The 21354-nt window shown below is 39.4% G+C and carries 19 protein-coding genes; 6 read left to right on the forward strand and 13 right to left on the reverse strand.

Annotated elements, in window-relative coordinates:
- The gene (ttcA, locus tag G6R09_RS17280) at window positions 1-894 is read right to left on the reverse strand and encodes a tRNA 2-thiocytidine(32) synthetase TtcA (protein ID WP_060998066.1); all 894 of its coding nucleotides are present in this window, start codon (window positions 892-894) and stop codon (window positions 1-3) included.
- Window positions 895-1058: 164 nt separating this feature from the next.
- Window positions 1059-2237 (reverse strand): D-alanyl-D-alanine carboxypeptidase family protein, encoded by a 1179-nt coding sequence (locus G6R09_RS17285; RefSeq protein WP_065168866.1) that lies wholly within the window; start codon window positions 2235-2237, stop codon window positions 1059-1061.
- A gap of 348 nt (window positions 2238-2585) precedes the next feature.
- Between G6R09_RS17285 and G6R09_RS17290 the strand changes: the two genes are divergently transcribed.
- A complete protein-coding gene (locus G6R09_RS17290) occupies window positions 2586-4070 on the forward strand; it encodes a carboxypeptidase M32 (RefSeq protein ID WP_163923717.1) in 1485 nt (494 codons plus the stop codon).
- Window positions 4071-4223: 153 nt separating this feature from the next.
- Window positions 4224-4466: a hypothetical protein gene (locus G6R09_RS17295; protein WP_065168869.1), complete on the forward strand. Its 243-nt coding sequence runs from the start codon at window positions 4224-4226 to the stop codon at window positions 4464-4466.
- A gap of 78 nt (window positions 4467-4544) precedes the next feature.
- On the opposite strand, the gene pepT is transcribed toward G6R09_RS17295, so the two are convergent.
- Both pepT and G6R09_RS17305 read right to left on the reverse strand, forming a co-directional pair.
- The gene (gene pepT / locus G6R09_RS17300) at window positions 4545-5774 is read right to left on the reverse strand and encodes a peptidase T (RefSeq protein ID WP_163923719.1); all 1230 of its coding nucleotides are present in this window, start codon (window positions 5772-5774) and stop codon (window positions 4545-4547) included.
- A gap of 261 nt (window positions 5775-6035) precedes the next feature.
- A complete protein-coding gene (locus G6R09_RS17305) occupies window positions 6036-6863 on the reverse strand; it encodes a hypothetical protein (RefSeq protein ID WP_065168870.1) in 828 nt (275 codons plus the stop codon).
- A gap of 443 nt (window positions 6864-7306) precedes the next feature.
- Between G6R09_RS17305 and potA the strand changes: the two genes are divergently transcribed.
- The 4 genes from potA (at window position 7307) to G6R09_RS17325 (ending at window position 11491) form a co-directional block, all read left to right on the forward strand.
- Complete coding sequence (potA, locus tag G6R09_RS17310) at window positions 7307-8425, forward strand: spermidine/putrescine ABC transporter ATP-binding protein PotA (protein ID WP_065168871.1); 1119 nt, start codon at window positions 7307-7309, stop codon at window positions 8423-8425.
- Window positions 8409-9266 (forward strand): spermidine/putrescine ABC transporter permease PotB, encoded by an 858-nt coding sequence (gene potB, locus G6R09_RS17315; RefSeq protein WP_065168872.1) that lies wholly within the window; start codon window positions 8409-8411, stop codon window positions 9264-9266. The genes potA and potB overlap by 17 nt, the downstream gene beginning before the upstream one ends.
- On the forward strand, window positions 9266-10033 hold the full coding sequence (potC, locus tag G6R09_RS17320) for a spermidine/putrescine ABC transporter permease PotC (RefSeq protein WP_163923721.1): 768 nt from the start codon (window positions 9266-9268) through the stop codon (window positions 10031-10033). Before potB ends, potC begins: the two co-directional genes overlap by 1 nt.
- 405 nt (window positions 10034-10438) lie before the next feature.
- Window positions 10439-11491, forward strand: coding sequence for an extracellular solute-binding protein (locus G6R09_RS17325; RefSeq protein ID WP_065168874.1), 1053 nt, complete (start codon window positions 10439-10441; stop codon window positions 11489-11491).
- Window positions 11492-11566: 75 nt separating this feature from the next.
- Here the strand turns inward: G6R09_RS17325 and cobB are convergent, their stop codons facing one another.
- The 9 genes from cobB to G6R09_RS17370 all read right to left on the reverse strand — a co-directional run bounded on the left by cobB (window position 11567) and on the right by G6R09_RS17370 (window position 21242).
- On the reverse strand, window positions 11567-12286 hold the full coding sequence (gene cobB, locus G6R09_RS17330) for a Sir2 family NAD+-dependent deacetylase (protein ID WP_163923722.1): 720 nt from the start codon (window positions 12284-12286) through the stop codon (window positions 11567-11569).
- A 200-nt stretch (window positions 12287-12486) separates the two neighbouring features.
- Entirely contained in the window at window positions 12487-13545 is a 1059-nt protein-coding gene (locus G6R09_RS17335) for a formate dehydrogenase subunit gamma (protein WP_065168876.1), read from the reverse strand.
- 122 nt (window positions 13546-13667) lie between these two features.
- Window positions 13668-14285 carry a formate dehydrogenase FDH3 subunit beta gene (gene fdh3B / locus G6R09_RS17340; RefSeq protein WP_065168877.1) on the reverse strand — a complete coding sequence of 206 codons (618 nt, stop codon included), beginning with the start codon at window positions 14283-14285 and terminating at the stop codon, window positions 13668-13670.
- Between the two features lie 11 nt (window positions 14286-14296).
- The gene (locus tag G6R09_RS17345) at window positions 14297-17155 is read right to left on the reverse strand and encodes a formate dehydrogenase subunit alpha (RefSeq protein WP_065176396.1); all 2859 of its coding nucleotides are present in this window, start codon (window positions 17153-17155) and stop codon (window positions 14297-14299) included.
- A 12-nt stretch (window positions 17156-17167) separates the two neighbouring features.
- Window positions 17168-17365: a transcriptional initiation protein Tat gene (locus G6R09_RS17350; protein WP_065168878.1), complete on the reverse strand. Its 198-nt coding sequence runs from the start codon at window positions 17363-17365 to the stop codon at window positions 17168-17170.
- Window positions 17366-17431: 66 nt separating this feature from the next.
- Window positions 17432-18049: a molecular chaperone gene (locus G6R09_RS17355; protein ID WP_240345788.1), complete on the reverse strand. Its 618-nt coding sequence runs from the start codon at window positions 18047-18049 to the stop codon at window positions 17432-17434.
- A gap of 9 nt (window positions 18050-18058) precedes the next feature.
- The gene (locus tag G6R09_RS17360) at window positions 18059-19738 is read right to left on the reverse strand and encodes a 4Fe-4S binding protein (RefSeq protein ID WP_163923724.1); all 1680 of its coding nucleotides are present in this window, start codon (window positions 19736-19738) and stop codon (window positions 18059-18061) included.
- 297 nt (window positions 19739-20035) lie between these two features.
- A complete protein-coding gene (locus tag G6R09_RS17365) occupies window positions 20036-20761 on the reverse strand; it encodes a DUF3306 domain-containing protein (RefSeq protein ID WP_163923726.1) in 726 nt (241 codons plus the stop codon).
- Complete coding sequence (locus G6R09_RS17370; RefSeq protein ID WP_163923729.1) at window positions 20751-21242, reverse strand: DUF3305 domain-containing protein; 492 nt, start codon at window positions 21240-21242, stop codon at window positions 20751-20753. The genes G6R09_RS17365 and G6R09_RS17370 overlap by 11 nt, the downstream gene beginning before the upstream one ends.
- Window positions 21243-21354 lie beyond the last annotated feature (112 nt).

The following is a 21354-nucleotide window of genomic DNA, read 5'->3' on the forward strand; positions in this document are numbered from 1 at the left end:
TTAAACGTTAGTGACATCGATGAACATGCTTTCATCAATGTTCGTTGATGAAACCGTTGCTTCAGTGAAAGCGTATTCTGCTCTTTCACCTTCACGATCTAACGGCAGATTCACAAAATCAAATAAGTTCTTATCTGCTAATTGGCTTGGGCTAATATTCTGAATTGATTTAAAAATAGCATCAACACGGCCCGGTGTCTTTTTGTCCCAATCAATTAACATCGCTTTAATGCTTTGACGTTGCAAATTCTCTTGTGAGCCACAAAGGTTACAAGGAATAATAGGGAATTGCTTATATTCAGCGTATTTAATCAGGTCTTTTTCTCGGCAGTATGCCAATGGGCGAATAACCACATTACGGCCATCATCAGAACGTAATTTAGGTGGCATCGCTTTTAAACGAGAGCCGTGGAACATATTTAGGAATAATGTTTCAACGATATCATCTAAATGGTGACCTAATGCAATTTTAGTCGCACCAATCGTTTCAGCGAAAGAATACAAGGTACCGCGACGTAAACGAGAGCATAAACCACACGTTGTCTTGCCTTCTTCTACTTTTTCCTTAACCACCGAGTAAGTATCTTTATCGACGATGTAGTAAGGAATGTTTAGGCTTTGAAAATACTCTGGCAAAATATGCTCAGGGAAGCCTGGTTGTTTTTGATCAAGGTTAACCGCGACAACGTCAAACTTAATTGGCGCTGCTTTCTGTAGATTAAGCAGAATATCCAGCATCGCAAATGAATCTTTGCCACCACTAATACAGGCCATAACAACATCACCTTCTTCGATCATGTTGTAATCAATAATGGCGTTACCCATATTGCGGCGAAGACGTTTTTGCAGTTTGTTATATTCAAGTGTTTCTTTACGGTTATCTGTCTGATTCATTACTACTTCTCGAACTACCGACAACATCGATAGTAGAATTGCGGGATAAGAATTTATAGGGCGTGAATTATACGTATTTTATTGTTGGGTGGAAATAGCTACACACAATAAAAAAGCCCAGCACACAATGGCTGGACTTTTTTTAGATTAGATAACGCGCTTAATTACTTAAAAAAGCTCATCACAAATTTCTTAACTTGGTCAATCAAACGACTAAAGAAGCTACCTTCGTCAACAGGCTCTAGTGCAACTAAAGGCTGTTTACCAACCTCTTTGTCATTCACTGAGTAAATGATTTCACCAACCTGTTGGCCTTTCGTGATAGGTGCTTCAAGTTCACTATTAAGCTCAACACTAGCGGTTAATTTTTTAGTGTCATTTCGTGACAACGTCACATAGCTTGTTTGATCAACACCTAACTTAACTTGCTCTTTGTCACCAAACCATACACGTTCAGTAATGATCTCATCGCCCGCTTTATGAGGTGTTACTGTTTCAAAAAAGCGAAAACCATAATTTAATAATTGCTTACTTTCAATTTCGCGTGTTTTGGTACTCTTAGTCCCCATAACAACCGCGATTAAACGCATGTCACCTTCCGTCGCTGAACTGGTTAAGCTATAACCTGCGCCACTAGTGTAACCGGTTTTCATGCCATCAACATTCATGCTTGGATCATTTAGCAAGCCATTGCGGTTACGTTGCGTAATATTGTTGTAAGTAAAAGACTTTTCGCTATATAACGGGTAAATCATCGGCAAGTCACGAATAAGCGCTTGTCCAAGTAACGCGATATCATACGGCGTAGTATATAATTCACTATTATCTAAGCCATGTGGATTAGCAAAGTTAGAGTTATTCATACCCAACTTTTTAGCCCATGAGTTCATTAAACTCACAAACGACTGCTCAGAGCCTGCAACGTGTTCAGCGATTGCTACACTTGCATCGTTACCCGATTGAATGATCAAACCACGAAATAAATCCATCAAAGGCACTTCGCTGCCTACTTCGATGAACATTTTAGATGAATCAGGGAAGTTTTTTGCCCAAGCATTTCGGCTGATAACAACCAGATCTTTATCACTGATGTTGCCTTGCTTCATTTCTTGGCCAGCAACATAGCTTGTCATCAACTTAGTCAAGCTTGCTGGGTTTAATTTCTCATTTGCATCCTTTTCAACGAGGATCTTACCTGTATTGTAATCCATCAATACATAGCCTTTAGCACTTAATGTTGGTGCATCAGGTACAACCGTCGGCATAGATGCTGACGCTGAAAAAGATAAAGAGTAAAGCGCTGTAGCACCAACAAGAGAGAAAAAGCGAGTCGTCTTTTCCATGTGAGGCAAAATTCCTTAAGAAAACGATAATATCAATCTACATAGCTATTGAGGACTTGCAGATAATAACCAAATAGGTATTTAGATTGGTTGTCAGTATAGCGAAAAAATATAATAAAACAGGTCTTGGTAACATTGTCTTACCAAATGCTATCTCTGATTACATTTATAACGCTAATAGAGGTAAATATAAATCATTAATAGCAATTAAATACTATATATTTACGATTTTAATTAATATTTTTTACTCTGTTCGCGTTTTATTATCTTGTTGGTGGGGTATCGCTATTAAATAGCCATCGCTTAGGTTAAATTTATTCAATTGCTGTTTATCAATTAGGAACAAGTATGAGCTATTACAATAAATTAGATCGTCATGCTAAAAAGCTTTCTCGTCTTGGGCATCTCAATGCTATTTGTGGTTGGGATCAAGCTGCAATGATGCCAAATGGCGGCGCACAGGCACGTTCAGAAGCAATGGCTGAACTTGCTGTTATTTCCCATGAACTTGCAACAGCTGACTACTTAGAAGATTGGTTTACACAAGCAGACACAGAAGATCTTACACCAGAGCAACGTGTGAGTCTTGAAGCACTAAAACGTCAATGGATGATGCAAAATATTTTACCTGCGGATCTTGTTGAACAACAATCACTTGCTGGTTCTCAATGTGAACATGCTTGGCGTTCACAGCGAAAACAAAATGATTGGGAAGGTTTTAAAGCTAATTTGAAACCTGTTGTTGAATTAGCTCGTAAAGAAGCGGCAATTCGCTCACAAGCAACTGGGCTAAGCCGTTATGATGCGTTACTCGATATCTATGAACCAGGCATGACATCTGCGGTATTAGATAATATTTTTGCTGAGGTTAAATCATGGCTACCGCAGTTAATTAAGCAAGTTGAGGCGAAACAAGCAACGGAAGTCGTATTACCGCTATCAGCGCCATTTGCTATTGAACAACAGCAAGCTTTGAGCCTTGAAGCGATGAAGTTACTTGGTTTTGACTTTGAACATGGCCGATTAGATATCAGCACGCACCCTTTCTGTGGTGGTGTACCAACTGATGTACGTATTACTACCCGCTATGATGAAAGTGATTTTACATCGGCACTCATGGGGGTTATCCACGAAACAGGTCATGCGCGGTATGAACAAGGTTTACCTAAGCAATGGCGTGATCTACCTGTTGGTGAAGCCCGCTCAATGGGAATACACGAATCGCAAAGTTTATTTTGTGAAATGCAATTATCACGTAGTTCGTCTTTTAGTCGTTTATTAGCGCCAATGATTCAAACCGCATTTAATTCAACGGATGCTTCACTATCAGCAGAGAACCTTCGTCTTATCAATACACGAGTCAAACCGGGTTTTATTCGTGTCGATGCGGATGAAGTCACCTACCCTGCGCATGTGATCTTACGCTATGAGATTGAGCGTGATTTAATTGAGGGCAAAATTGAAGTTGACGATATTCCAACGATTTGGGATCAAAAAATGACCCAATATCTAGGCATTTCAACGCAAGAAAATTTCACTGATGGCTGCATGCAAGATATTCACTGGACTGATGGAAGCTTTGGCTATTTCCCAAGCTATACTTTAGGTGCTATGTACGCAGCACAATTTATGGCGACAATTAATCAACAGATGGATGTTGAACAGTTAGTTGAAAAAGGAAATCTAACCCCAATATTTGAGTGGCTACAGACTAATATATGGCATAAAGGCTCAACGTTATCGACTGACAAGCTGGTGGAACAAGCAACAGGTGAAACGTTAAATCCAGAGCACTTTAAGCAGCATTTAATGAAACGCTATTTAAATAATTAACAACTATATTGCCGAGACATACAAAAAAGCGTTATTTATTTCACTTGTTTGTAATATTTAGCAAAATAATATCGTATAGATCACGGTTTCATCATCCTTGTTTTTTATACTCTTTGCTAATAAATAAGACGATTATCATTAAAGGATTTAAGAATGACTTACAAAGCAGCAGATCTAAACTACCATGGCGAAAATTGTGGTGTACATAACTGGATCACAGATGGCGGCCAAACATTCTATTGGCATCCTGATTGGCTACATATTGCAGAAGATGCAACGGGTCTACATAGCAAGCATGAAATTGAAGTTGAAAATGGCGGCGAGATTACTAAAGGTCACGCCGTTCATGCTATTTTAAAACGTTTAAATGAAATGCTAAGTAACGACCACGCTTAATAACATGTAATTCCAACAAAAAAGCCACAATCGGTATTGATTGTGGCTTTTTTAGCTTTTGAAAGCGAATTAAGCGAATTAAGCGTAGCGATTAGCCGTATTCTCAGCCACTTTTACAATCACTTTGACCGCAAGTTCCATCCCTTCAACAGTAATAAATTCATGAATACCGTGGAAGTTATAGCCCCCAGTGAAAATATTAGGACAAGGTAAACCCATAAATGATAACCGCGCCCCGTCGGTACCACCACGAATTGGCTTAATTTCAGGCTTCACGTCACAATCCATCATTGATTGTTGTGCAATTTCAATAATATGTGGGAATGGCTCAACCATTTCACGCATATTATAATAAGAATCCGTTAAAATAAGCTCAACGCGACCTTGTGTTAGCTTACCGTTTAGTTCATCGACTTTTTGTTGCATGAGGGCTTTACGTTTCTCTTGACCATCACGATCAAAATCACGAATGATATAACCCAATTCAGTGCGAGCAACTGATGCTTCCATTGATTTAAGGTGGTAAAAGCCTTGATATCCGTCAGTACATTCAGGGGTTTCTTCAGCTGGCATCATTAATTGAAACTGTGCTGCAATATTCATGGAGTTGACCATTTTATTTTTTGCAGTACCTGGATGAACATTCACACCATGGCAAATAACGTCAGCAGAGGTCGCATTAAAGTTTTCATACTCTAACTCACCAATTGGCCCCCCATCAATGGTATAAGCCCATTGCGCTCCAAATTTTTCAACATCAAACAGGTTCGCACCACGACCAATTTCTTCATCTGGTGTAAAACCAATACAAATATCGCCATGTTTGATGCTAGGGTTCGCAATAAGATAAGCGATAGCCGTCATTATCTCAGCAACTCCCGCTTTATTATCAGCACCGAGCAAGGTTGTTCCGTCTGTCGTAATAATATTGTGACCATGTAACTTATTAAGATCGGGATATTGGAATGGTGATAACACCTCATCCCCTATTCCTAAAGCAATATCACCACCGCGGTAGTTTTCAACCAACTGTGGGCGAACATTTTTACCTGATGCATCAGGCGCGGTATCCATATGAGCAATGAAACCAATAGCAGGAATATCACCATCCATGTTTGCGGGTAAACGTGCTGTTAGATAACCATGATGATCTAAACAAATGTCACTAAGCCCTAGCTCAACCATTTCTGATTGAAGAACTTCGGCTAATACACGTTGTCCTGGCGTACTAGGGCAAGAGCAAACTGCACCGTTAGATTGTGTATCAAAGCTTACATATCGCAAAAAACGTTCTATTAACTTATCCATTAAGTAACCTTTATTACAGAAGCCGACAGCCACTACTGCCGCTATTTACTATTGTGATTATTATCATCGAAAGGTAAATAAATGACATTGAGATACATCATCATTAGCGTTTCTTTTGTGTAATATTAGTCCTCATTTTTAATGATAATGGTGAGGATGAGGTTCTTTTATTATTAATAAATAAAGTTATAGTGCATTAGATATACCCATTAAAAAAAAGCTCCTTATATAAAGGAGCCCTTTTGATACGTTACGTTTAAATTACGCATTAAATGTATCATTATTGACTGACTCTTTGACCTTATCATCAGTCTTTGGGTTTTGATCATTTACACTCGGTGTCACTGATGTAACCTGCAATGTAATGCCAAACATATTACGATAGATAATTGCTTTTACATTGAAGAAAAATGGCAATGTCCACAATAAACCAATACCCGCAGTCGCAATAGATACAAAAAATAGAATCATGACGACAAGAAAGATTGCAGTCATTGGCATCACTTTACGCACTGTCGCCATAAATGAATATTGAATAGCTTTAATCGGAGTTACACGCTTTTCACATACCAATAAAATGGCCATGCTTAATGCCATTGTTAAAAACAATCCGACTAATGGAAAAATACTGCTACCAATCCCTTGGATTGAAGAAATTAATAACATCGTAATAATTGAAACTAATGTAAACGAAAATCCTTTTACTATTTGGTTTGCTTTAGTTGGCAGCCCTACCGAGTGATTAAGTGCCATTAAGCTTACGCCAACGTATAAAGGCGCAATTAACACATCAGACCAAAAGTTAGCCATAAATCCCGCTTTCAAAATCTCTTCAGTAAACCCCTTTCCTGTAATAAAGGCATCAAAAAATACATTTGGGCTACCTAACTGTACTTTTAAACTCAAAAGTAACAATGCAATTTGTGCAATAAATAAACAAATCACAGCAGGTAAGAATTTAGTGAAATTTTTTGCTGTAATTTTAAATGCTTCTTGAAGAACAGCTATTGGTTGTAACTCAACATCGCCAGCCATTGCTTTTTCGATTGAACCACCAACGTGAAAACTCTTTTTAGTTGTCTCTTTCATACTCATATCATCGTTATTCTGGTAGGTGTATTGTACGTTACTCATGATGGGACAAAAACACTATTCACGTAAAAATTTATTTCAATTCCTCTTTAGCGCATGAAAAACAGGCAATAAATTACAACTAAGGCCATAACTGCCGCTTTTTTTTGTTTTATTATAAAATCCAGCAACTATGTTTGAACATAAACAATAAATTTTTGGGCTTAAAAATAAACATTACTATTATTGTTTTTATCGTAATTTATTTTTTCAGTATTATTTGTAATAGCAACCATATTGCGAGGAATCAACGTGCTATCATTAAGGAAAGTAGCCATTAATCTATAAATTTAATGAGAAAACGCTTTAAATTGAAAGACTACAGGTCTATTATGCGCCCCTAATTTTAGCCAAAATATTGGGGCTTAACCAATCAGTCCCAAGGTGGAGATAACGTAGAATTGAACGTTGCAAAAACATCTAAGAAACCTGTAATTCAGCTGAAGGGTCTAAGCAAAAGCTTTGACGGTAAGCAAATCATTACAGGTTTGGACCTAAACGTAAACGATGGTGAATTTTTAACCATTTTAGGTCCATCAGGCTGTGGTAAAACCACAGTACTTCGTCTAATTGCTGGTTTTGAGACTGCTGATAATGGGCAGGTCACAATTGATGGCAAAGATGTTACTGACATTCCCGCTGAACAACGTCTCGTTAATACGGTGTTTCAGAGTTATGCACTGTTTCCACATATGACAGTGTTTGAGAACGTCGCGTTTGGTTTACGCATGCAAAAAGTGCCATCGAGTGATATTGAACCTCGAGTTATGGAAGCATTGCGTATGGTGCAACTTGACAAATTTGCCCCTCGTAAACCTCATCAATTGTCTGGTGGTCAGCAACAACGTGTTGCGATTGCGCGTGCAGTTGTTAATAAACCAAAAGTTCTTTTGCTTGATGAATCACTTTCTGCACTTGATTACAAATTACGTAAGCAAATGCAGCTTGAGCTAAAACAACTACAGCGGAAACTTGGCATTACTTTTATTTTCGTAACTCACGATCAGGAAGAAGCACTATCAATGTCTGACCGTATCATCGTAATGCGCGATGGTTATGTTGAACAAGATGGTAGCCCTCGTGAAATTTACGAAGAGCCAACTAACCTATTCGTTGCTCATTTTATCGGCGAAATCAACGTGTTTGATGCTACCGTTAAAGAACGCTTAGACAGTAAGCGTATAATGGCAGATGTAGAAGGTCGTCATTCTTTAATTCACTGTGAGCTTGATGTTGCTGTTGGCGATAAAGTGAAAGTGCTATTACGTCCAGAAGATATTCGTATTGAAGAGATTCATAACGGCGATCAAACAACGGGCATTTTAGGTAAAGTTAAAGAACGTACTTATAAAGGTATGACACTTGATTCTGTGGTACAGCTAGATTCAGGGAAATCGGTAATGGTTAGTGAATTCTTCAACGAAGATGATCCTGACGTAGACCACTCTCTTGATCAAAAAGTTGCCATTACTTGGGTTGAAAGTTGGGAAGTGGTGCTAGCAGATGAGCAAGAAGTTTAATCTCCAAAACATCATCATAACGATTGTTGTAAGTTGGTTACTGCTGTTTGTATTTGTACCCAACTTAATGATTATCGGCACGAGTTTTTTAACCCGTGATGATGCAAACCTGATCAAAATGGTGTTCACGTTAGATAACTACGAACGTCTTTTCGATCCAATGTATGCGAAAGTACTTTTGCATTCATTTAATATGGCAATAACAGCAACGCTATTATGTTTGTTGATTGGCTACCCTTTTGCGTACGCCATTGCGAAGATGCCTGAAAAATGGCGTCCATTTATGTTGTTTTTGGTCATCGTTCCTTTTTGGACTAACTCGCTGATCCGTACATATGGCTTAAAGCTGATGCTTGGTACGCGTGGTATTCTAAATAATACATTAATGTACTTAGATATTATTGATAAGCCCATGCGTATCATGTATACCGAATATGCAGTAATGATTGGTTTAGTTTACATTTTGCTGCCATTTATGGTGTTACCTTTATACTCGGCAATAGAAAAACTTGATAATAATTATATCGAAGCTGCTCGAGATTTAGGTGCAAATAAGTTTCAAACATTTATCAAGGTTATTTTCCCACTAACAATGCCAGGTATCATTGCTGGCTGTTTATTAGTGTTACTGCCAGCCCTTGGTATGTTCTATGTAGCAGACCTACTTGGTGGTGCGAAAAACTTGCTGATTGGTAACGTGATTAAGAGTCAAGTACTCAACGCTCGTGACTGGCCATTTGGCTCAGCAACCAGTATTGCACTAACATTAGCAATGGCAATTATGTTATATGCTTATTATCGTGCAGGAAAATTACTGAACAAAAAAGTGGAGCTTGAATAATGGGTCGTTTGTTTAAATTCAGCTTCATGTCAGTAGTCTATACATTTTTGTATGCTCCAATAATCATTTTGATTGTTAACTCATTTAACGCCAGCAAATTTGGTATGAAATGGGGCGGTTTTACAACAAAGTGGTATAGCGATCTAGTCAATAACGACAGTTTGATGCAAGCCGCTGGACACTCAATCACGATTGCGGTGATTTCAGCAACTGCTGCATCATTAATCGGTAGTTTAACGGCTGTTGCCCTATTCCGTTATAACTTCAAAGGTAAGAAGTTCGTATCAGGCATGCTATTTTTAGTGATGATGTCACCTGATATTGTAATGGCAATTTCGTTACTAGCACTGTTCCTATTAATCGGTGCAAACCTTGGTTTCTTAACGTTATTACTATCTCATATTACTTTTTGTTTGCCATTTGTTGTAGTAACTGTATACAGCCGTTTAAAAGGCTTTGATGTAAAAATGCTTGAAGCAGCACGTGACTTAGGTGCGAGTGAGTGGGTAATTTTAAAACAAATTATCCTACCGCTAGCTAAGCCTGCTGTTGCTGCTGGTTGGTTATTAAGCTTTACATTATCACTTGATGACGTAATTGTGAGTTCGTTCGTTACAGGACCTAGCTATGAAATTTTACCTTTAAAGATTTACTCGATGGTTAAAGTCGGTATTTCTCCAGAGGTCAATGCATTAGCAACTATCATGCTGATCATTTCACTATTCCTTGTAATTTGTTCGCAATTACTTGCAAGAGAAAAAAAATAGTATCATCGTTTTAAATAGCGATTAAATGGCTAACTTACTTAAAGTTAGCCATTTTTTTATCTAGCCTATTCTCCTTCTCATCCCACTTTAAACAAGCTTTAATCTTATCCTCGTCAAAATAGGTTTCGAGTGTATTTATATTTTATCTTTGTTTGTATAACAATATTATGCAAAGGTTAAGTAACTGTTATATATCAATACTCTGAAGGTAAATATCTACTCAAACCACTCATATTTGTGATGGTGGTGTAATTTTATCTGCTATAATAGCCTCGTATACCAATTCATCTTTGTTTAACAAGCACGCTCTTTTAAAGTGCCTGATAAACGAAACAAAATTAGGAGAAGCGGTTAAAGCCGCTAGAGAACATTCTCGATATCCTGTTTAGTTAGGAGCTAACAACAATGAAAAAATGGTCTTTAATGATGGCCGGTGCGGTTTGTGCTGTGTCAATGTATTCAAACATTGCCACTGCTGCAGATTCAGATAGCAACAAGTTATACTTTTACAACTGGTCTGAATACATCCCTAACGATGTACTAGAACAGTTCACAAAAGAAACCGGTATTAAAGTAATTTATTCGACTTACGAGTCGAATGAGACCATGTACGCTAAGTTAAAAACTTATGATAAAGGCTACGATTTAATTGTTCCTTCAACTTACTACGTTTCTAAAATGAGTAAGGAAGGCATGCTGAAGAAGATCGATAAATCAAAGATCCCTAATTTTGCAGGTATTGGTAAAAACTATTTAGATAAACCTTTTGATCCAAACAATAACTACTCTATCCCTTACATTTGGGGCGCAACAGGTATTGGCGTTAATACGGATGTAGTTGATAAATCAAAAATCACTAGCTGGGCTGATTTATGGGACCCTAAGTGGCAGGGTCAGTTAATGATGATGGACGATGCACGTGAAGTGTTCCAAGTCGCATTACGTAAACTAGGCTATTCTGGTAATACTCGTGATCCAGAGCAAATTAAAGCAGCTTATGAAGAACTTAAGAAGTTAATGCCTAACGTATTAGTATTTAACTCTGACTTCCCTGCTAACCCATACATGGCTGGTGAAACACCATTAGGTATGCTTTGGAATGGCTCTGCATACATGGCACGTAAAGAAGGTGCGCCAATTGATATTGTATGGCCAAAAGAAGGTGCAATCTTCTGGATGGATAGCCTAGCAATTCCAGTTAATGCAAAGCATGTTGATAATGCTTATAAGATGATCAACTTCTTACTTCGCCCTGATATTGCGGCAAAAATTGCACTACAAATTGGTTACCCTACACCAGTTGAAGCTGCGAAGAAGCTGTTACCAGCAAGTTTTGTAAACGATCCAAGCATCTACCCACCACAAGCGGTAATGGATGCTGGTGAATGGCAGAACAGTGTTGGTCCTATGAGTGAAGTATACGAAGAATACTACCAAAAACTAAAAGCTGGCGAATAATAGCAGCTGTTAGTAAATCATAGCCAAAAAACCGAGCTCTTTAGCTCGGTTTTTTATGATGTCGATACCGTTATTCTACTGTTGAGCTTTTAATAACGCCTCAACATAAGCAGGTACTAATTCAGATGCCTTTCCATAACGCTTTTCTTCAAATTCATTTTCAACATTACTTGGCTCTAAATTAAGCTCAATAGTATGTGCCCCCTGTAAAGAGGCTTCGTGAACAAACCCAGCAGCGGGATAAACATTACCTGATGTGCCAATTGCTATGAACAAATCAGCCTTTACAATCGCATCATGGATTTTATCCATATCAATAGGCATTTCTCCAAACCATACGATATCAGGGCGTAACGGCGCTGATAGTTGACAACAATGGCAATGATCACTGGTATGTAAATCACCATGCCATTCGACAGTCTGCCCTGATTCACAGCAACGTACTTTTAAAAGTTCACCATGCATATGGATCACATTGTGGCTACCTGCGCGCTCATGCAGGTTGTCGATGTTTTGAGTCACAATGGTTACTGTACCCTCTAATTCGGCTTCTAACCTTGCTAGCGCGTAATGAGCAGCATTAGGGGCAACAGATCCATCTTCAATCTGTGCTCGACGTGCATTATAAAAAGCTTGTACTAATTCAGGATCGCGTTGATAACCTTCAGGGGTTGCGACATCTTCCACACGATGCTCTTCCCATAGCCCGTCAGCAGCACGAAAAGTACGAATGCCCGACTCAGCAGAAATCCCCGCTCCCGTTAGCACGACAATGTTTTTGTAAGGAAATAACATAACAGCATCCTTTAGTGGTAATAGTGATTAACCTTTGAGTCTATTTATACCACTGATTTTATATGGTTTAACGGACTTTTTTATTAGACGTTAGTATGAGGAATAGTTGATTGTTATTGATATCAAATTATGCTCAAAAAAAACCGACCACATTCTTTATTGAATGTCGATCGGCTTTTTATTTATTGCTTCTGTAACCTTTAACTATCCGTTGATGGTTTAGGTTTATCTGACAATGCTTTTTCCTGCTCGTAACCCGGTTGGTTTTCAGGTAAATCTTTTACCTCATCAAACCATAGATTATGGTGTTCACGTGCCCAAGTTTCATCAACATCACCTGTAACCATGCCATCAAGTCCCGCTTCCATACCAAATAAACCAATATAGATATGGAATATAAAGCCACAGATTAAAATCAGTGCTGATAACATATGAAGTAAATTAGATAACTCCATATCACGACGAGTTTGATCAAAAATAGGGAAATCTAATATAAAGCCACTGACTGTAATCGAAAATCCAAAAATAATCAGTAACCAAAAGATAGCTTTTTCACCACCATTTGAGAAACCAGCAGATGGGTGCGAACCTTTATGTTTACCCACCATACCGCCCATCTTTTTAAACCATTCAATATCGACTTTGTTAAAGGTACTTTTACGCCACCATTTAACCAATACAGCAAACAATAGAATCGCAAAAATCGGCCCCATATAATTATGGTATTGCTTGGCAGCAAAAATAATCCAACCCCAGATTTCAGTAGGAACAATAGGCTTAATAAAATGTTTACCATAAACGAGCGTTAAACCACTGAATCCTAAAGTTAGAAACGTAAAAGCCATACTCCAGTGTAAGGCTCTATCAATTCGGCTCCAACGCTTTATCTTACGGCCCGTTTTAGGTTTACTTAACTTAAGTGGACCAATAACCACATAAGCTAATGTTACCATCACAAGGCTTCCAAAAATGGCTAATGCACCAAGTGGCGACATCCACTTTTCTTTGAGGATATACCATGTTTGTCCAGGTACACTGATCAATACATCATGCTCTGGCCAACCTGATGTGGTATAGCCTTTTTCACCATCTTTTACCATTCGCCAATAATCAGCACCAGCGAAGCCAATCACTTCTTTTTTTACTACGGACTCACCAGATGTTGTTGCACCACTACCACTTGCCATAGTGGGTACTGAAAACAGCATCATTAATGCGGTAACCATGATAGTTAACCAGCGTTGAATTCGCTTAGTCATTACAGCTCCTGTCCACCCAAAAAGCGGATTAATTGGCACATCAAGACCATTGATGTGCCAAACTATTACAACAAGTCAATAAATAGGCGTAAAAGTTACCTTTCACACCCATTTAAAGATAATTAAGCTTTACGAACTTTACTCGCATCGTAAGCTAAATCATCAGCACTTGCCCAACCCGCATCTTTTGCACCACGAGCAACAACGCGCTTACTGAAAATTTCAGAGATTTTTTCAGCATCGCCGGCAAGTAATGACTTCGTCGAACACATTGAAGCACACATAGGTAACTTACCTTCTGCGATACGGTTTGCACCATACAGTAGACGTTCTTTCTCAGAACCAGGTTCTGTATTTGGACCACCAGAACAGTAAGTACACTTATCCATTTTGCCACGCTCAGCAAATGCATCTTGCTTTGGAAATTGTGGCGCACCAAATGGACAAGCAAATAAGCAATAACCACAACCGATACATAAATCTTTATCGTGCTGCACAATGCCATCTTCTGTTTGGCTAAAACAATCTGCTGGACACACAGCCATACACGGCGCATCGCTACAGTGCATACAAGCAACAGAGATTGATGTTTCCCCAGGAAGACCATCGTTTAAGGTCACAACGCGACGACGTTGAATACCCCAACCAACGGCTTCTGAGTTGGCATTTTTACAAGCTGTTACACAACCATTGCACTCAATACAACGCTTAGAGTCACAAAGAAATTTCATACGTGCCATCAGGTGACTCCTTACGCTTTAGTGATTTTACACAAAGTAACTTTGGTTTCTTGCATCTGAGTTACAGGATCGTAACCATATGTTGTTGCTGTGTTTGCAGCTTCGCCTGATACATAAGGCGCACAACCTTCAGGATAATGATCGCGTAAGCTCACACCTTCAAATTCACCACCAAAGTGGAATGGTAAGAATGCTAAGCCTTCACGTACACGTGGCGTTACCATTGCTTTTACTTTGATACGCCCTTTCTCTGCACCTTCAACCCACACCATTTCACCGTCACGAATACCGATATCGTTAGCATCTTTAAGGTTGATTTCTACAAACATCTCTTGTTGCAATTCAGCCAGCCATGGGTTTGAACGTGTTTCTTCACCACCACCTTCATATTCAACCAAACGGCCCGACGTTAGAATAATTGGGTATTCTTTTGATACGTCTTTTTCTTGAATTGACTTATAAAGTGTTGGCAAACGGAACATCGCTTTGCTGTCGTCCCATGTTTGGTATTCTGGCAATAAGTCACGACGTGGTGTGTACAATGGTTCACGGTGGATTGGCACTGCATCTGGGAATGTCCAAACCACAGTACGTGCTTTAGCGTTACCGTAAGGAATACAGCCATGCTTAATCGCTACTCGCTGAATACCACCAGAAAGGTCTGTTTTCCAGTTTTTACCTTCAGCAGCCACTTTTTCTTCTGCAGTCAGTTCATCCCACCAACCAAGTTGCTTAAGCATCTTCGCGGTAAATTCTGGGTAGCCATCTTCTAGATCACAGCCTAAAGAGTAGCTATCATCAGCCAATAAACTTACACCATTACGTTCAACACCAAAGCGAGCACGGAAATTACCGCCACCTTGCGCCACAGTTTTAGAGGTATCATAAAGAATATGGGTACCAGGGTGTTTCATCTCTGGTGTACCCCAACATGGCCACGGTAAACCGTAAGTTTCGCCATTAGCCGGACCACCAATCGCTTCCAGCGTAGTGAAATCAAATGTACCCCAATTTTGTTGGTGCTCTTTCAAGCGCTCAGGGCTTTGACCGGTATAACCAATTGTCCACATACCTTTGTTGTATTCGCGAGTAATGTCTTCAATGTTTGGCTTATTATTCTCAACTTTAATGTGTTTGAATAACTGATCGGAGAAACCAAGGCGCTTAGTTAATAAGTAGATGATTTCATGATCAGGTTTCGCATCAAACAACGGTTCAATAACTTGATCTCGCCACTGAATCGAGCGGTTAGTTGCTGTTACTGAGCCATAAGTTTCAAACTGTGTGGTTGCCGGGAAAAGATATACGTTATCAGTACGGCCATTCATTACTGCGGCAACACCTGGGTATGGGTCAACGATAACCATCATATCCAGTTTTTCCATCGCAGTTTTCATTTCAGGACCACGCGTCTGTGAGTTAACAGCATGTCCCCAATAGAACATTGCACGAATATTGTCGCGTTGTTCAATCTTATCTTTGTTCTCTAAAACACCATCAATCCAACGTGATACTGGAATACCAGCGCTGTTCATTGGCTTTTTGCCGTTATAGGTATTTTGATCAAAACGGCCTTGTAGCCATGAGTAATCAATGTCCCAAACTTGTGCCCAGTGCTTCCAAGCACCTTCAGACAAGCCGTAATAGCCTGGTAGGTTGTCAGAAAGCACACCAAAGTCAGTCGCGCCCTGAACGTTATCATGGCCACGGAAGATATTTGCACCGCCGCCTGACTTACCCATGTTGCCAAGTGCAAGTTCTAAAATACAGTATGCACGGGTGTTGTTATTACCTGTAGTATGCTGAGTACCACCCATACACCAAACAACGCAACCAGGACGGTTTTCAGAAAGCATTTTCGCTGTCTGGTAAACTTGCTCTTCTGACGCGCCAGTAACGCGTTCAACTTCTTTCGGGTTCCATTTTGCCACTTGCTCACGCACTTCTTCCATGCCGTAAACACGTTGACGAATAAACTCTTTGTCTTCCCAACCATTGTTAAAGATGTGGTATAGCACACCCCAAACAAAGGCAACGTCAGTACCTGGGCGTAGTGAAACATAATGATCAGCTTTTGCCGCAGTACGGGTACGACGCGGATCTACCACCACAATTTTACAACTGTTGGTTTCTTTCGCGATCAGGATATGCTGCATTGCTACAGGATGAGCTTCTGCTGGGTTTGAACCAATAAACAGAATCGACTTACAGTTATGCATGTCGTTCAGTGAGTTGGTCATCGCGCCGTAGCCCCATGTATTTGCAACACCCGCAACCGTGGTTGAGTGACAAATACGCGCTTGGTGATCGACGTTATTCGATCCCCATAACGACACCATTTTACGGAATAAGTACGCTTGCTCGTTGTTGTGCTTCGCTGAACCTAAAAAGTAAACGGAATCTGGGCCTGATTCTTCACGAATTTTTAGCACTTGCTGGCTAACTTCGTCTAATGCTTGCTCCCAGCTTAGTTTTTTCCACTTACCGTTAACCAATTTCATTGGGTATTTTACGCGTTTAGCACCATGGCCATGTTCACGCAGCGCAGCCCCTTTTGCACAATGCCCACCAGCATTAAAAGGATGATCAAAAGCGGGTTCCTGATGGGTCCATACACCATCTTGAGTTTCAGCATAAATGCCACAACCAACAGAACAGTGAGAACAAATAGTACGCTTAACAACTTTAGGCGCACTGTAATCAGCTTCAGGGAAAGCTTCTGCTTTACGCATAAAACCAGGTGCAAAAAGACTCGCACCAGCAACACCACCAGCAGCGGCAAGAGAAGAATTACGAATAAAAGAACGGCGAGAAATACCTAGTTGGTTTTCATCTTTGCTCACTTTATCGGAACGTTTAGTCAGTTTCATTTAAGGCTCCGCTTATAGGGTATTGTAGTAATCACGAATATGTTGGGTTTCGTGATACCCTTTTTTTGTTTTAGGATCTTTCTTATCCGTCTCAGTTGTTGATGCCTGAACAGTTGTTGCCGTTCCAGCAACAACAGCGCCTGCAGCAACAGACAAACCAATATTTTTCAATAATTGGCGACGACTCTTATTTGTTTTTTGCTCACTCATTGCGTTTGCTCCTCTATCGCCACGCTAATTAACAGGTGTCGATTTTTTATTATAGCGAGTATCTTTTTATTGGGATTCTAAGAAACGGGTTTTTTCTATTGTTAGAAATTGCCACGCTAATTCACCAACTGCGGTATAAAACACTGCACTTTTTGCTGCCTTTAAATCCGTACAAAATTTCTCACACCAAGGTGCAAGATGACGGTTAAAAAATGTTTGTTGAAGGTGTTCATCACCGCCTTCCACCAGCATAGCCATAACTTCTAATAACGCTGAAATATGATCTTCTGGTTCGATAACAGATTGCGCACGTTCAAAGCCAAGTTGTCTTAAATCTTGACGTAAATAAGCCAGAGGCATTTCCATTAGTGATCCGGTTAAATACCATGAACCAAATGGAATAACTTCCCCACGACCAATACCAATGAAAACATCTTGATATTCTTCTTCAACACTCAATAATGTCGTTTTCTGAGCCGCCAGTTTTAGTAAAGGCCAAGCTGAAGCCATAGTTTGACGTTGAAATGTTTGTGCCGTATCAACATCAATATTTGCAAGAAATTCAAGCACAGATTGTGCAGGTGCTTGACGACATAAATGTGCCAACATGTTATAAATTTCAATACGTAATAAATCGTCTTGATCAACAGGATTAGTGTGAGAATTCATAGCTGCATTTTCCATATATTGACCTTATAACCTTGCCTGACTTTGTGGATCTTGTTCCATCTTTTCGAAAATATCGCGAACACGACAATCTTCACACATAGATAAACGACGAATAGCTTCTCCTTGAAAATGTGAATGACGTTGAAGTTTTTCTGTCAACATTTTCACCATAGATGCTGGAGCAAAAGGTTTTCCACAACTGATACAACATGCAGCAGGTTCTTCATGAACAAGTTTATCGGCTTTACGTGCTTGCCAATCCCAATTAAACCCAGCTTCAAGAGTGATCACTTTCTCAGGACATGCTGTTTCACACATACCACATTGAATACAATCTTGTTCTACAAATAATAATCCTGGACGATCACCAATAGCATGCAAGGCTCGAGTTGGACAAACAGCAACACAACTCATACATAATGTACAATCATCAGTTTTACAGGTCACCGAACCATAAGGTGCATTAGCTGTAACTGTTGAATGAGTAGGTTGTAACGGACTTGATTGATTAAGCGTTTCTAGAACCGTAAATAGTTTTTCACGCTTAGTGCCTGTGAGTGCCGCTTCAATCGGAGTGATAAGTGCAGACTCATAAGCTTTAAAGTTCGCGCTATCAGCAAAATCAAACAAACAAATACGATCAGACTCATAACCTAATTCTGTTAGGAAATTTTGAGCAATAGCTAATTCATTCGTTAGAACAGCATCAATCGTCGCTGGAATATAAGTGGTATTAGTCGCTAATAGAACTTGATGCGCTCCATAAGCTAACGCACTAAACCAAGTATCAATACCAACAGTCGCTAGCTCTTCTAATGCAATCGTAATAACTGAACTAGGAAGTACAGCAAGTGCCTTTATAACAGCGGCAGTATCACGTTCACCATAAAGTAACAATGTTGGCGCTTGACCCCCTTCTTGCTTATAACGTGCTAAGACGCTATGAACAAAATTTTGAGTAATTTGAGGATCAGGTAAAGCATAACTAATTGCTTCAGTTGGACATGCTGTCGCACATGTACCTACGCCCTGACAAAGATAAGGGTCAATCGCAATCGTAACCCCATCTGAACTTAAAGCACCCGCTGGACAGGCATCAATACAACGATCACAACCTTTTACACCACGCGATGAATGCGCACAAAGATCAGGGTTTAAACGAAAATATTTCGGCTTATCAAATGTACCTATCATGGCAGGTAGATCTTCCACCAGCGCGGCAAGTTTTGCAGAAATTTGAGCTTCAGAACGTTGACCTAATGCATAATAACCAGCTGCAGGAATTTCAACATTGATAACCCCAGTTGCTGTCATATCAAGCACGATATCAAAGCATTGACGTCCAATAGCTATTTTGGCTAAGTTCGTTTCAAGTGCATTCGTCTCATGTTCTATAGGACAATGAACATCAAATGCTCCCAGATAACCTTTTACAGTCACAGTTTGACTGTAATAAAGCGTATGAGCTGTTTTGATATCAAGAGTGTTTGAATCCGTCGCGAGTAACGTCACACTGTTCAATGCTGAAAATTGATCCACAACATTAAGGAGTTGTTGTGCTTCACCAATAATTAATAAATTACCACGACTCTCATATGTCACTGTAGGCGGAATAAGATTGGCAAGTTCTACTGTTCCAGTAATGGCTGCAGCACGAGCCACACCATTAATATCAGTAAATGCATTTAATGTACTTTTTAACATTGTTATTCCTGTTTGCTCACTACCGCTAATCAGTGTCGTGGGAAGATAATAATTTTTCTTCTACTCTCTATAGAGCAATAACCGATCCAACTTTTCACGGAATAAAATGACCTAAAAGGAACTAAAATCATAACGTTCATATGTTGCAATTAAGCAATGAGACATTTTGTCTTATTTGTAGCGAACTAACGCGCCAAATTGTCTCTATGTATGATTTTGGTCACATTCCCTTTTTGTCCCAGTGTATTTTTATTTCTGTTTTTCTTAATTGTTACTTAGTAACGCTTTTTTATTGGCTTAATGCTCATTCTTAGGAACGGCATCTTTATCTACACTTATACCGTCTACACTATTAACCAATAGATCGTTATCCGTATGCTTGTCTTCTATAGCGTTAATAGCAGTATTTGTTACTGTCGAATCATTAGTTTCAGCATCAGTCACCACATCGGCATCGCTATCTAATGGAGATTCCAAAGCATCAGCTGTCGTAGGGGGTGATGTTAATGCTGATAGGCCATCTTCTTTTAATTTCTCTGTTGCGGTTTCAGTAACGCTATTTATCCATCCACGCATTTGTGAGGCAACCTCTGGCGCTAACCCCTCCATATTGCTAAAGTCTTCAGTGCTATCATCCATCTCACTGATATAATTAAACTCTTGTGAATGAAACAGTTTACGTAATGCGGCTTTCTTAACTGATTTAGTCACTTGTTGTTGCATAAATGACGCGACACCAGATTCATAAGTTACTTTATCAGCATCATCAATGGTCAATTCAACAACAGGTTCTGGTGTGATAGCCCTCTCTGAAATTGTTGCTGAATCTGTCGTTGTTAACGATTGATGACTAGCATCAGTATTCGTTATCTTATCGACTGCTGTGTTCTCACAATCAACACACTCTGATGTATGGCTATCCACATCCTCAGTAACATCATTATCTATTGATTCTAATGATTCAGTCTTTTCAACCGCCGTTAACTTACGACTTGACCAACGTTCGAAGAAATTAGTTGCCACTTGAACGTCCTTTTTTCTTATCGCCGCCACGTTTGCGTTTAAATTCAAACAATTCGCCATGACGGCCTAAAAAAGCTTCCATCCAAGCTTGAACAGCTAATGGAATCTCTATATGTAAAACAACATAATCACCATCCATATAACGTGCAGCAACGCCTTGTGCAGCAGTCACTAAAACCGGTTTTAATTGTTCATTTTCTTCAGCGCAAATAAAAAATAAGTGCGGTGTTTGTGAATTAAGATTAAACCGATACTCCATACGCTCATCACGGAATAGTTCTAAAGGCATCATATAGTTACCTGAACCAAGATTGGCAATTTCCATGTCTGAAGTAAGATCTTCTTCATACAAACAAATATCTTCTATCGTCCATGCATATGTTGTCCAACGACCTACTTGGCGTTCCTCTGCTTGTAGGCGAAAGTTAATAGGCCAAACATGTTCATTTTTCTTTAATTCAAGTTCTGCTTGTTTTGGCACATTCACTCCTACTGGCAGATTTTGTCTGCCTTGGTATTGTTATTAAATAATGATTGCTGGCATGTGTTATGTCGCTCTTAACTGGATATAAGCAAATTTTAGACCAATAACA

Source organism: Photobacterium sp. Alg240-V54, assembly GCF_900537155.1.
Classification (GTDB): domain Bacteria; phylum Pseudomonadota; class Gammaproteobacteria; order Enterobacterales; family Vibrionaceae; genus Photobacterium.

What these genes read in the sequence shown, in the direction of transcription:
- pepT (WP_163923719.1), bottom strand. Translation starts at nt 5,774, where the DNA reads ATGGATAAGTTAATAGAACGTTTTTTGCGATATGTAAGCTTTGATACA.
- G6R09_RS17290 (WP_163923717.1), top strand. Translation starts at nt 2,586, where the DNA reads ATGAGCTATTACAATAAATTAGATCGTCATGCTAAAAAGCTTTCTCGT.
- G6R09_RS17355 (WP_240345788.1), bottom strand. Translation starts at nt 18,049, where the DNA reads ATGGAAAATGCAGCTATGAATTCTCACACTAATCCTGTTGATCAAGAC.
- potB (WP_065168872.1), top strand. Translation starts at nt 8,409, where the DNA reads ATGAGCAAGAAGTTTAATCTCCAAAACATCATCATAACGATTGTTGTA.
- G6R09_RS17305 (WP_065168870.1), bottom strand. Translation starts at nt 6,863, where the DNA reads ATGAAAGAGACAACTAAAAAGAGTTTTCACGTTGGTGGTTCAATCGAA.
- G6R09_RS17335 (WP_065168876.1), bottom strand. Translation starts at nt 13,545, where the DNA reads ATGACTAAGCGAATTCAACGCTGGTTAACTATCATGGTTACCGCATTA.
- G6R09_RS17350 (WP_065168878.1), bottom strand. Translation starts at nt 17,365, where the DNA reads ATGAGTGAGCAAAAAACAAATAAGAGTCGTCGCCAATTATTGAAAAAT.
- fdh3B (WP_065168877.1), bottom strand. Translation starts at nt 14,285, where the DNA reads ATGGCACGTATGAAATTTCTTTGTGACTCTAAGCGTTGTATTGAGTGC.
- G6R09_RS17285 (WP_065168866.1), bottom strand. Translation starts at nt 2,237, where the DNA reads ATGGAAAAGACGACTCGCTTTTTCTCTCTTGTTGGTGCTACAGCGCTT.
- potC (WP_163923721.1), top strand. Translation starts at nt 9,266, where the DNA reads ATGGGTCGTTTGTTTAAATTCAGCTTCATGTCAGTAGTCTATACATTT.
- G6R09_RS17295 (WP_065168869.1), top strand. Translation starts at nt 4,224, where the DNA reads ATGACTTACAAAGCAGCAGATCTAAACTACCATGGCGAAAATTGTGGT.
- G6R09_RS17345 (WP_065176396.1), bottom strand. Translation starts at nt 17,155, where the DNA reads ATGAAACTGACTAAACGTTCCGATAAAGTGAGCAAAGATGAAAACCAA.
- G6R09_RS17360 (WP_163923724.1), bottom strand. Translation starts at nt 19,738, where the DNA reads ATGTTAAAAAGTACATTAAATGCATTTACTGATATTAATGGTGTGGCT.
- G6R09_RS17325 (WP_065168874.1), top strand. Translation starts at nt 10,439, where the DNA reads ATGAAAAAATGGTCTTTAATGATGGCCGGTGCGGTTTGTGCTGTGTCA.
- ttcA (WP_060998066.1), bottom strand. Translation starts at nt 894, where the DNA reads ATGAATCAGACAGATAACCGTAAAGAAACACTTGAATATAACAAACTG.
- cobB (WP_163923722.1), bottom strand. Translation starts at nt 12,286, where the DNA reads ATGTTATTTCCTTACAAAAACATTGTCGTGCTAACGGGAGCGGGGATT.